Below are 11,178 nucleotides of genomic sequence, written 5' to 3' on the forward strand. Positions count from 1 at the left end.
GCGCGGCGGGCCCGTCCGTCGCCGGGGCGCCGCCCCCCGCCCACATCACAACCGGACGTCGTACTCGCCGTCCTGGCTGAGCAGGCATGTCTGGCCCTCTGGTACGCCCAGTCGTCCAACCGCTGATCAGGTCCGGCGAACGCCTCCGAGCCGGAGACCCGGCAACCGGACGCATCCTGCCTGCAGGCCCGCGGCCCCTGGCTCGTCCACCGCGGCGAACTCCACCTGATTCACGGCACGTTGATCCGGCTGAAGATCGAGCATCTGCCCGGCGACCGCATCTGTTGCCGCCGCACCCCTCGGCTCGTGGACAGCTCCAAGCGGTGTGTTGGCGCGCCCCGTCTACGGCGAGGTGGGCCGGGTGTGGGGAGCGGAGCACGAGCAGGGTGAGCTCGCTGGGGGCGAAGACGCGGAACGGCGGGCCCCGGAAGCCTGGCTGGTGTGCCAGGAGCAGGACGGGGCAGGTCGGTGCGGGGCTCCGGTGCGGTGGGCGCGGTGGCCTGCCAGGCCGGAGGACTCGGCCGTGACGTCAGCGTACAACCGGGCCACGGGATGCCCGATGAGCACCTCGGCGACCACCCGCCCCGCCACCGCGGGGTACAGCACGGCCGCCCACGGCTGTGCGTAGCGCTCGCGGCCGAGGAGGCTGAGGAGTTCGCGGCCTCGGTCCACACGGGCAGGCGGCGGGCGGCGGCGAAGTAGCACAGGTGCTGCTCGACGGTGACGACCTGGCCGCCGTGTGCCGGATGACGAACTCCTAGGCCGGTTGGAAGCGTTGCGGGGTCAGGAACACGTGGCCGACGTGGTCGTTGATCCGCGTCAGTGGTCCTGGCGCACCTGTCAGGAAAGACTCCACTGCTGGCTGGTCGCGCCCGTGCCCGGTTCCTGGTCCACGGCCGCTCCGCCGGTGGTCGAGGCGGTCGTGACGCCGATGTCCAGGTCGCTGCCGACGCCGGCGAGCACGTAGGTGCTGCCGGTGTAGCTGCCGACGAGGTCGAGGAACCATTCTTGATTGGTCCCGCCGTTGCAGGCCCACTGCTGCAGTTGCAGGCCGGTGGCGGTCGACTGGTTCGGCACGTCCAGGCAAAGGCCGCTCTTCACGCTCTTGAGCGTGAAGATGTTGTCCCCCACCCGCGTGAGCGTCCACTGCTGGTTGGTACCGCCGGTGGACGGCCACTGGATGATCTTGGCGCCCTTCGCCGTCGAGCCGCTCGACACGTCCATCAGCATGGAGCTGTTGACATCCTTCAGGGTGTGAACGCCCTCAGCGGGGATCCCGCTGTCGGCCGTCCAGGTTCCCGCTGCGGTGTCGAGTGACCAGGTGGGGTACTGGCCGAGGTTCACCGTCGTTCCCCTGATGGTCAGGGGCAGCCAGATCAGTTTCGACGCGCCGAGGTCGGAGGTGTTCCAGCGGTCGCCGGCGTAGATGTAGGTGGTGCCGGAGGAGCCCTGGACGGTGATGACGTTCGCCGTCTGGCTGCCGTAGGTGTGGGTGCCGGGTGCGGCCACGTCACGGAACGACGACCAGGGGCCGCCCAGTGACGTGGCGGTGGCGTAGATGTTGTCGTTGAGGCCCCAGCCCGTCAGGTGCGAGCCGAAGACGTAGTAGGTGCCGTTGACCTTGACCATGGCGGGCGCCTCGACGCTGCCGCTGCTGCCGCTGCTGCCGAGCACCGCCACAGCGCTGTCCACGGACAGGTAGTCGGCGGACAGCTTGTCGATGCGCAGGCCGTTGTTGCGGTCCTCGCTCAGCAGATAGGCGGTGCCGTCGGAGTCCTGGAACAGGCCGAGGTCACGGCTGAGGTTGCCCAGCGGCCGGAAGCTTCCCCGGTAGGTGTAGGGGCCGCAGGGGGTGCTGCTGGTCGCCACACCGACCTTGGCCTCGGAGTAGTTGGTGCTGTCGATATGCATGTACATCACGTAGGTGCTGGTCGAGGCGTTGTAGATGACCTTGGGTCGCTCCACTACGCGGCTCGGCCCCAGGTCGCCGCTGCTCTGCCTGGCCAGGGCGACGCCCCGGTAGGTCCAGTTGGCCAGGTCGGTCGAGGTGTAGCAGGGGATGTCCTGGAACGACGTGTCCGACGACGTCTCGCCGGTCTTGTCCTCCCCGAAGCCGTACCAGGTGCTGCCCACCTTGATGATGCCGAGGCCGTGCAGCTGAAGCGCGTTCCCGTTCTGGTCGGTGCGTGCGGCGCCCGTGGTGAACGACACCGAGGCCGCGTGCGCCTCGGTCGCCGGAAGCAGGAGCGCCGCAAGGCCTCCCAGCAGGGTCAGTAACGCGGCGGCTCTGCGCCGCCATCGGCCGGCGGGCGTCCGGGCAACTCCCTTGAACATGTGCGTCCCTCTCTGTCGAGGTTGGCGGTCCCTTGGTGTCGGCGGAGACCCATGAGAGTCGTGGCATGTTTGTGGCGTCAAGGATGGCGTTCGAATTTGTTCAACCTTGACCGGCTCGCTGCACACCCAGCCGGACTCGGCAGGGCCGCAAGTCGCCCGAACTGTCCAGGATTTCGGACATGTGGAAGGACGGATGCGAGGGGTTGACCTTCGGTTCGGGGCGGGCGTAGAAACTTCGCGACAGTCAGAAACTGTTACTTGCTGGTTGAGTTTGTTGGAATCCATACCCAAGCGAGGTGGACCGACTGTGAACGTGTCAGAGCCTCAGGAACCCTCCCGCCGCAGGGTGCTCAAGGGCGCGGCTGTCGCCGCCGCAACGGCCGCCCTGGGCATAGGCAGCACATATCCGGCCGAGGCCTCGGACGCCTCCGTCACCGCGACATCGCTCGACGGCACCACCAGCATCACCATGTCGCTGGCAACTCGCACGACATGATCGACCCTGAGCCTGACTTCTGGGGCTACGTCCGGTCGCTCGGCGATCCGCACCAGGTTCCCGCACAGGCCTCGGGCACAAATCCGACGGATTGCCGATCGCAGGAGAACAGCGCCGCCGGACTCTCCCGCTGCCTGGTCGACATGGCGCGCAAGTACGCGCCGAACACCGCCGTGGGGATGCACCTTTCCTGCTTCGACTGGGAGTACAACACACCGGCATGCGTCAAGGGCTACGCGAACCTCGGGGCGCAGAACGCCGACTTCCTGGTCTCCGATGTGTCGGACCGCGATGCAGGCTGGTACGCAGAGTCGGCCCACGGCGGCAGTGACCACTTCTGGACCGACCAGAAGGCCGCCGCCGCGCTGCAGTTCTACAAGACGATGGCCGAGTCCGTGGGCAAGCCGGTGGTCCTGTGGCAGATTCCCGTGGGCAACATGGCGCAGAACAACACCCTCAACCGCTACAAGGACGACAAGGTGGACTGGTTGTTCGGGCACATGGACCAGGTGGCGAACGCGCATATCGCCGGCCTGCTGTTCGGTGCAGGGCAGCAGGAACAGACGTCGATCGAGACCGACGGCGGAAACCTGATCAGCAAGACGATCGCCTATCACAACACGGGCGGTACGGCGCTCAAGTAGGCGGTAGTGCGAACCCGGTCCCATCTCTTCGATGGGGCCGGGTTCGTCCTCTTCGGCGCGCGGATGCGGAACGTCGCGCAATTCCCCACACAGAGGTTCGTGGCCGTCCCCATGGGGTCGCGTAGTTCCTCCGCGACGACCACGGACGGCGCTCTTCTCGGCCCGCCTCGGACCGGACACTTCACAGCCGGGCGGCCCGACTCCTCACCGCTCATCCGCACCGCACGAACGATCGGGGAGGACGGGGCAGGTCTGGGGACTGGCATGATCGTCGACACGCTGAGGACTTCTCGGCTGGTACCGGTCATGCTGGCGTCGGTGCGGGCGCCGATCGAGGCGGCCCTGCGACGGGCATGATGGCGTTGGTAGGTGACGGGAGAACGCCGAGCCCATCGCGAGATCGCGACAGAGCGGGCCGGTCCATGAGTGCGTCGGTGTGGTGGAAGGTCTCCAGGTCACGACGCAGGTCGCCAAGACCGACCCCCGCCACTCGGAGGGGGTCGGTTGGCCGACCGGCGGGACACCTCCCGAACCCCGGCGGATGGTGGACCTCCCCGCCTCGGCAAGGTTGTCCTGGTGACCGAGATCGAAAGCGCCAAGAAGACGCCTCTGCGGGCGCCGGAAGCCGTAGCCCCCTCTCGACGCGCATCGCCGGTCTGTCGGGCGGCGTACTGCTGGACGGCACGCATGTGCGGTGCCCGCGGCTCCCGCGCAGACTTCCGCCTCTCAGCTGCCGTTCCGCCTCAACACTGGTCCAAGGACCCTTGCCATGGACGCCATTCCCACCGCCCGGAGTACCGGCTCCCACGGTCATTGCCGGGAATCGCACGGGCGCGCCGACCGGCCGGAAGGTCCGGCGCGCCGGGAACGCCCGGCGCTGGCTGCGGTCCTGGGCGTCGCCGCACTGCTGTACGCCTGGCACATGGGGCACGCCGCCAGAGCGCTTCGGGTGCGGCATCGGCTTCCCGTTCGCGGACATCGATGTAGAGGCTGCCGCCCGCTCAGTCCGGATCGGTGGGCAGGGGGTCACTGGGTGCGCCGGGCACGGCGGCTGACGAACTGCGAGTGGCGACCTGGGCGTCACCGGACTCGCTGCAGAGCGAGGGCGACGGCGCGGTCGAAGCCGACGGGGTGGCCGGGCGGGCCGGGCAGGTACCGTTTGAGGTCGTTCTCGCGGCACACCACCTCGTGCCGCAGCGACTCCGTCAGGGGACGCGCGATCGAGGCCGGGACCGGCGTGACCAGGCCCACCCAGTGGCTGGACACGCCCGGGGGGAGGACGGGCACGGGCAGGATTAGCCGCCGGGGCAGCCCGGCCACGGCGGCGTAGCGGCGCATCATCTCGCGGTACGTCAGCGCGTCCGGGCCGCCGATGCAGAAGGCTCGCCTCGGGCGTGCCGTCGGCCGTGCTGCGCGCCGCCGTCATCATCGGGTCCGGCTCCGCCGGCTTCGAAGCGGCCGACACCAGCTCGGCGGGCCTGCTCCCCGAAGATTCGGGCCGCCTCGCGGTCGGCGCGCTCGAAGCCGCGCCCGGAGCCGAGGGTCTGCACCAGGTAGCAGGCCACGTCCGCTCCGGTCATCGCCCGGCCCCACCGACTCGGCGTCGGTCACGTCTCCCTGAACGATCTCGACCCGGTCGGCCCACGGGTGATCGCGCAGCGTGCGCGGTGCGCGGACCAGGCAGCGGGAAGATCGTCAGGCGGCGGTCAGACCTCACGTGCGTACGGGGCGGTGAACTGCGCGAACGGCTCGCCGAACGTCTGGTGCGGGCAGTCCGCCGAGCCACAGACAAGGAAGGTCCATCCTCTGGTCTTCGGTTCCACCGGGGGCCACAGCGCGTTTACCGACCCCCCGCGGTGACCGCGGTCCGGGCCTGCGCCGGTCTGCTCAGCGACCGCGCCGGTCACCTCGTCGTCGGCGCTGCCGAGGGGGATGCAATCAGGCAGCTGCACTTGAACGGCCAAGGACCCCGGCAGGTGTGTCGGGGTGCTTGTGTAGTGCTGTGCGCGTACTGGTTGCGGCCCAGCGCGAGGCGGCGGCGCGGAACTGTGAGGGGTGCCTGGTTGTTCAGGCTGAGGGCTTCGACTGCGGCTGGCCGCCTTGGGCGCGCAGTTGCTCATTGATGCGCTGAGCTTCTTCGAGCTGGTCTTCGAGGATGACGATGCGGCAGGCGGCCTCTATGGCGGTGCCCTGGTCGACGAGTTCGCGGGCACGGGCGGCGATGCGCAGCTGGTAGCGGGAGTAGCGGCGGTGGCCACCTTCGGAGCGCAAGGGAGTGATCAGGCGGTGTTCGCCGAGGGCGCGGAGGAAGGCGGGGGTGGTGCCGAGCATCTCGGCGGCCCGGCCCATGGTGTAGGCGGGATAGTCGTCGTCGTCGAGGATATCGGCGGGCCGGGTACTGCGAGGGGGCATAGACCTCTTCTTTCGGGGGATGCGTCGGGGGGCCCGGATGCCGTACTGGCACCCGGGCCCCGAGCTTTCAACACCATCTACTGGCCGACTGCGCCGGCCTTCTTTGTCCGCAGGTTCCGCCTGGGAGGGCGGGGCTGCGGGGATCGCGTATGCGTGACCGGGGACCACCTTCCAATCCGGGGCCTTGCGGTACCCGGGCGGACTGCTTCCTCGCCCGGGCGATCCTGATGGCGTTCTGCTCCTTACCTTCGGTTACTCGGTTGTACTGCTGGATAACGCGGGTACTGCTCGCGACCCCTTCGGGTCGCGTCCTGCGTGACCTGCATGCACGGCAGTTCCTGTCTGCCGTGCCCACTTCGACTTCCTGGGTACGGTAGAAACCGTAGCTCTGTAGATGGCCAATGTCTACCCCAGGCATGACAGATTTCCTCCGCTACACCTGGAAGAGTGCTTCGCGGCAGGTTGTGGCTTCAGGCTCGCCTGCTGCAGTCACAACTGACAGCGCGGGCCTGTCTGCTTCAGCTGCGGAAGCGTGAGAGCCAGGTGCCGCCGACCTTCTGTTCGGGCACAGCCTGGTCCTGGTGCTCGGGCTCGGTGTGCTCGGCTTGGCGTTCGGCGGTGATGGCGCGCTGCTTGCAGTCGTCCCACAGGTGCGGGTGGGTCTCCCGTGGGACGTCCCACCCGGCAGGCTCGATGGCCTTCCACCGGTCGTCGGTGAACCTGGTGCCACAGTCGGCGCACACGGGACGGCGGGCCTCCCGCTCGGCCCGCTGCTGCTCGGCCGCGCGGCGCAGCTGCTCCTTGTACTCCCCGCTCGGGGGCTTCGTACTCGGCCTGCCGGCGGGCGTGGTGGGCTTCGCGGCGGGAGTTGCCGATCGCCTCCAGGAGCGTCTGGTTGTGCGGCCGGCCGAAGGGCCGGAAGATCGCCCCGGCCGGGCCGTGCTCCTTCAGCATCATCATGCCGGTGACCACGATGGGGAGCTTGCTGTCGTACACGTGGAAGCCCTCGTGTGCCTCGCCTTGCCAGTGCCGGTGGGTGAGCTCGGCCAGCTGCGCGATGACGGTGTTGGGGTTGCGCGGGCCGACGCGGTTGAAGGCGAGCAGCAGCAGCGGGTGCGGCTGGTCGCCGTACCGGCCGTCGGGCACCCACCAGCGGGTGCGCCACATCGGCCGCTCCTTGCCGTCGGCGTCCTTCACCTTCCGCTGGCAGAACCGCATGTACTTGTCGATCTTCGCGGCGAGTTCCGGCGCGGACTCGTAGCAGTTGTCGATCTACACGAACAGCAGCGGCACCTCGTCCTCGGGCGCGGTGATGACGATGTCCCGCCTGGGCGCCTCCCTTGCCGGGGTTGGACCAGGTGCCCGTGGCGGGCAGCGCCACCTTGGTCGCGTAGGAGGCGATGGTGCCCAGCCCGGCCTGTGCGTCGACGGTGGCCTGCGCGGCGGCGAAGGCTTCGGCCGGCTCGCCATCGAGCTGGGTCAGGTCCGGCTTCGGGCTCAGCAGCGCGAGCAGGGCGTCGTTGACCGCCATCGGGTGGGAGACGCCGCTGCGGCCCGCGCCACGGGCCGGTCCGGCCCATCTCCCCCCACTGGCCGCCCCAGCTCGTAGGAGGCGGCCTTCAGGCCCATGGGCGTCAGGTTGCGCAGGGTGTCCCCCGCCCGAGGTCCTCCCGCCGTTCTCCACCAGGCCGTGCCTGCGCAGATCGGAGAACGCCCCCAGATGCGAGGCGCTAACACCGAGCACGCGCAGCACGTCGCCGCGCAGGTTGTTCGTCGACCCCACCGGGTTCGTCTTCCGCTTCCCCGCCATCAGCCCCGCCCCTGCCTCGCCCGTCGCGCGCGGCCACCTGCCGGGCGCCGGCCGCCCCCGGCCGCAGAGGGCATCCGGCCCCCGGACCCGATGATCTCCTCCGCCACGGACATCACTACAAAGTTCAGGAGGAGAAGAGAGGGTCGGGACCACGTGGCGTGTGGTGACCTGCGGGTTTTCCGTCCTGCTCGATGCCGGGCACCAAAGTGGGTGCCAAAGAGTGGCGTCCCAAGGGCGTACCGCAGGAGACTGGGGCGGCTTGCCCCGTGCTGGTCGGGACCGCGGTCGGGGTGGGCGCGCCGGGCGCCGGCCGTTGGTCGGTGCGTGGTCATCGCGGTGGCTCCTTCGCTCCGGCCGCCCTTGGGTGGGCGGTGATCGAGGGAGCAGCGTGCAGGGGACCCCTTTGTCCTCGGTCTGACGACGACCGGTAGCGAGCGTGGTCAAGGCAAAACGCGGCCCTGGTCGGGGCGGCGGCCTGGACAAGGGGTCATGGTCGATGTGCCTTTGCATGACGCTTGGCGAGTCGGCTTCGCGTCACCGCTGGTCAGCCCCCAGCGTTGTATGACAGTTGGCGAGGTTGTTGCGCGACAGTTGGCGAATTCGGAGTTGTTGTGGCCAAGGACGCCAGCCACGGCTCTCAGCCCAAGCTGTGGTGCCCTGCCCCGGTGTTGGAGAGGTAGGGCCCGCATATGCGTTACGGCAGCACGCGTGTGTCCACCCGTCCAGCCAGGGGAGCAGTGCGCCTATCTGGCTCGTGTTTCCACTGGTGTCCGTAGAGCGAGGAGGGCGACGTCGTCGTCATTGTCGGCGGCGCGGACCCGCCGCAGTAGCTGGTCGGTGAAGGAGGCGAGGGGGCGGTGGGCGAGTGCGGCCGCATGCTGGCGCAGCCGGCCCAGGCCCTCGTCCAGGGAGTGGCCGGCTTCTTCGATGAGGCCGTCGGTGTACAGCAGGAGGGTGGATCGGGGCGGCAGCACGGCGGTGGCGTCGGGGCGGTGTGTGCGGGTCCCGGTCCCCAGGAGGATGTCGTGGCCGTCGGTGAGGTAGCGACTGAGGCCGTCACGGCTGACCAGCAGCGGTGGCGGGTGGCCGGCGTTGGTCCAGGACAGTTCCCAGTGGCCGTTGTCCGCCTGTTCGAGGCGGGCGAAGATCATGGTGGCCATGGGGACATTGGTGATGTGCGTGATCGCTTCGTCGAGCCGCTCGACGATCCGGCTCGGGGGTTCCTGCTGGGACCACGCGTAGGCACGGAGCACGTTGCGCACCTGCGCCATGCCGGCCGCTGCCTCCAGGTCATGGCCGACGACGTCCCCTACGGCCAGGGCGGTAGCGCCGTCGGACAGGCGGAAGGCGTCGTACCAGTCGCCGCCGACCTGTGAGGCGTCGGGTGCCGGCAGATAGCGGGCGATCATCTCCAGCCCGGGCACGCGCGGCAGCTGGGGCAGCAGATGGTTCTGCATGGTCTCGGCGACCTTGCGCTGACGCTGGTAGAGACGCGCGTTGTCCAAAGCGACCGCGGCCCGGCGTGCGATGTCCTCGACCAGCGGCAGGTCGGCGGTGGTGAAGTCCCCCGCCTGGTCTGCGCGGCCCAGGGTCAGGGCCCCCAGAACCTCCCGGGTGCTGCGGATGGGGACGATGGCCGCGGAGCAGATACCGGTCGCCTCGAACAGGCGGCGCTGTTCGACCGCGATGCCGGAATCGGGTGCCCGCTGGTATGTCTTCGGACCGGCAAGAGTGGAAGCAACCCCACGCAGAGCTCTGGACAGCGGCATCGTGGATTCTTCCGGCACCGGGGGCATCGGTCCTTGCAGCTCTTCGTGATGCACCAGAGTCTCGCCTTCGGCGTGGACCACGGCGGTGCGCCACACCTCGTCGCGCTCCGTGATCAGGTCGACGACCACCCAGTCCGCCAGCCGGGGCACGAGCAAGGCCACGAGCCGGCGCAGCGCCTCATTGGTATCGAGGGTGGAGGTCAGTTGTGTGGTGGTCTCCGCCAGCAGGGCCAGGCGCTCGAGCTCGGTCAGCGCCTCAGTCACCGGCTCTGGCCGCCGGCCCGCTTCCTGCGGTTGCTGGTCGCAGTGGAAGACAACGAGTGTGGCGGCCTCCTGGCCACCGGTGTCATAGGGAGTGATCACCCAGGAGATGGGCAGCAGGGAGCCGTCACCGCGGGCGAACCACTCTCCTTCAGCCTGGGCGGTGCGTCCGGCGTGGAAGGCCTGCCGCATGCTGCATCGGCTGGTCGGCATCGGCTGGCCGCGGGCATCGCGGTGCAGCAGATCGTGCGCGTCACGGCCGACGAGGTCCTCAGCGGGCCGGGCCAGCAGCTGCTCGGCTCGGGCGTTGACCGCGATGATGCACCCTTTTTCATCCACCACGTACGCCCCCGCGCCGATGGCGGCCAGCGCCCCGGCCACAGTGGTGTCAGCCGCTCCACGGGATCGCTGATCCATGCTCTCGGTCCGCTCTGGCTCCGCCACGCGTGTGCCTCCTTCATGATCGTCGGTCGTGCCGCCCGCTGCGCACCCGGACGCTGCGTACTGTCCTGTCCTACGATCTTTTCCCGGCTACCCCCTTGTGCAGGCATGCCGGCCCTTGGCCCGGCGCGCGCCGGCTGCGCATGCGCCGGTCTCCTGGGTACTGGGCCAGTGACATCAGAAGCTCTGGTGCCGCGGGATGCACGCACGTCGGAGGTGACCATGAGGTACGACGAGTTCCTTGCTCGCGTACCCGAGCGCGGCGAGTACACCGACCAGGATGAAGCCGCTGCGATCACCGAAGCCGTCCTGGGCGTGCTGGCACAGCGGATCAGTCCCGGAGAGGTCGACGACCTGGCATCGCAGTTGCCCGGTCCGCTCGCACAGATGCTGGCCGACACCAAGCAGCAGCCCGAGAGGTTCGGGATCGAGGAGTTCTACCGCCGGGTCGCGGAACGTATCGGTGCACGGCCACACACCGCCGAATGGGACGCCAGCGCAGCGCTGACCACCGTGGCGGACACCGTCAGCGGCGGCGAGCTGAACCAGATCATCAGCCAGCTCCCCTCCAGCTACGCCGTCCTGTTCGGCAAGCCCGACCTCGCCGACTGAGAACGCCACCTTTCGAGGAAGACCTGGCCCAGCAGCCGGGCCCTCCAAGCGGCTGTGACCTTGGCGGCCCTGGCAATTCGGGCCGCGCAAGACCCGGTGGCTGTGAAAGACGCGTGCAATGCCGGTTGACTTTTTGATGTCGCTAGACCAGACCCCAGCGGAGACCTAACGTCGCGGGCAGGCAAAGCCAGATCCGGGCGCCTGTTCTTGCCAGGCTCTCCTGGTTCGGATCACAGCCGGGGAGCCGCCGGACCGCCTGCTTGTCGTGACCAGAGTGCCAGAGGCCCATCGGGGTACGCGCACCCTAAGACGTCGTCTCATTTGGTGTTCTGGGTAGTCTGCACCGTGTGGTGATGGTCGAGCGCATGGTGCCGGACGAGTTGTGGGAACTGTTCCAGC

9 protein-coding genes and 2 pseudogenes are annotated in these 11,178 nt (G+C 69.0%); 5 read left to right on the plus strand and 6 right to left on the minus strand.

Annotation, left to right across the window (positions count from 1 at the left end):
* Positions 1 to 361 precede the first annotated feature (361 nt).
* Positions 362 to 531, minus strand: a pseudogene (locus ABT288_RS40415) (metallophosphoesterase); the annotation flags it as partial.
* Between the two features lie 21 nt (positions 532 to 552).
* Here ABT288_RS40415 and ABT288_RS40420 point away from each other — a divergent pair.
* Entirely contained in the window at positions 553 to 702 is a 150-nt protein-coding gene (locus tag ABT288_RS40420) for a hypothetical protein (protein WP_351619142.1), read from the plus strand.
* Between the two features lie 138 nt (positions 703 to 840).
* Here ABT288_RS40420 and ABT288_RS40425 read toward each other — a convergent pair whose 3' ends face one another.
* The gene (locus ABT288_RS40425) at positions 841 to 2,334 is read right to left on the minus strand and encodes an RICIN domain-containing protein (protein ID WP_351619144.1); all 1,494 of its coding nucleotides are present in this window, start codon (positions 2,332 to 2,334) and stop codon (positions 841 to 843) included.
* 307 nt (positions 2,335 to 2,641) lie between these two features.
* On the opposite strand from ABT288_RS40425, the gene ABT288_RS40430 reads away from it, so the two are divergent.
* Together ABT288_RS40430 and ABT288_RS40435 are read left to right on the plus strand one after the other, a co-directional pair.
* Positions 2,642 to 2,830 carry a twin-arginine translocation signal domain-containing protein gene (locus ABT288_RS40430; RefSeq protein ID WP_351619147.1) on the plus strand — a complete coding sequence of 63 codons (189 nt, stop codon included), beginning with the start codon at positions 2,642 to 2,644 and terminating at the stop codon, positions 2,828 to 2,830.
* Positions 2,827 to 3,474 carry a hypothetical protein gene (locus tag ABT288_RS40435; RefSeq protein ID WP_351619149.1) on the plus strand — a complete coding sequence of 216 codons (648 nt, stop codon included), beginning with the start codon at positions 2,827 to 2,829 and terminating at the stop codon, positions 3,472 to 3,474. The genes ABT288_RS40430 and ABT288_RS40435 overlap by 4 nt, the downstream gene beginning before the upstream one ends.
* Positions 3,475 to 4,406: 932 nt before the next feature.
* Here the strand turns inward: ABT288_RS40435 and ABT288_RS40440 are convergent.
* The 3 genes and pseudogenes from ABT288_RS40440 to ABT288_RS40450 all read right to left on the minus strand — a co-directional run.
* Positions 4,407 to 5,160 (minus strand): annotated as a pseudogene (locus tag ABT288_RS40440) (NAD(P)H-binding protein); the annotation flags it as partial.
* Between the two features lie 381 nt (positions 5,161 to 5,541).
* Positions 5,542 to 5,886, minus strand: coding sequence for a MerR family transcriptional regulator (locus ABT288_RS40445; RefSeq protein WP_351554943.1), 345 nt, complete (start codon positions 5,884 to 5,886; stop codon positions 5,542 to 5,544).
* A gap of 518 nt (positions 5,887 to 6,404) precedes the next feature.
* Positions 6,405 to 6,629, minus strand: coding sequence for a hypothetical protein (locus ABT288_RS40450; RefSeq protein WP_351619152.1), 225 nt, complete (start codon positions 6,627 to 6,629; stop codon positions 6,405 to 6,407).
* Between the two features lie 329 nt (positions 6,630 to 6,958).
* On the opposite strand from ABT288_RS40450, the gene ABT288_RS40455 reads away from it, so the two are divergent.
* On the plus strand, positions 6,959 to 7,147 hold the full coding sequence (locus ABT288_RS40455; RefSeq protein WP_351619154.1) for a hypothetical protein: 189 nt from the start codon (positions 6,959 to 6,961) through the stop codon (positions 7,145 to 7,147).
* Positions 7,148 to 8,439: 1,292 nt separating this feature from the next.
* Here ABT288_RS40455 and ABT288_RS40460 read toward each other — a convergent pair.
* Positions 8,440 to 10,143, minus strand: a complete 1,704-nt coding sequence (locus tag ABT288_RS40460; RefSeq protein ID WP_351619157.1) for a SpoIIE family protein phosphatase — start codon at positions 10,141 to 10,143, stop codon at positions 8,440 to 8,442.
* Between the two features lie 246 nt (positions 10,144 to 10,389).
* Here ABT288_RS40460 and ABT288_RS40465 point away from each other — a divergent pair, with 246 nt between their 5' ends.
* On the plus strand, positions 10,390 to 10,779 hold the full coding sequence (locus ABT288_RS40465; protein WP_351619159.1) for a DUF2267 domain-containing protein: 390 nt from the start codon (positions 10,390 to 10,392) through the stop codon (positions 10,777 to 10,779).
* The last annotated feature ends 399 nt before the right edge of the window (positions 10,780 to 11,178 follow it).

It is taken from the genome of Streptomyces sp. NPDC001093 (assembly GCF_040298985.1).
In the GTDB taxonomy this organism is placed as follows: Bacteria; Actinomycetota; Actinomycetes; order Streptomycetales; family Streptomycetaceae; genus Streptomyces.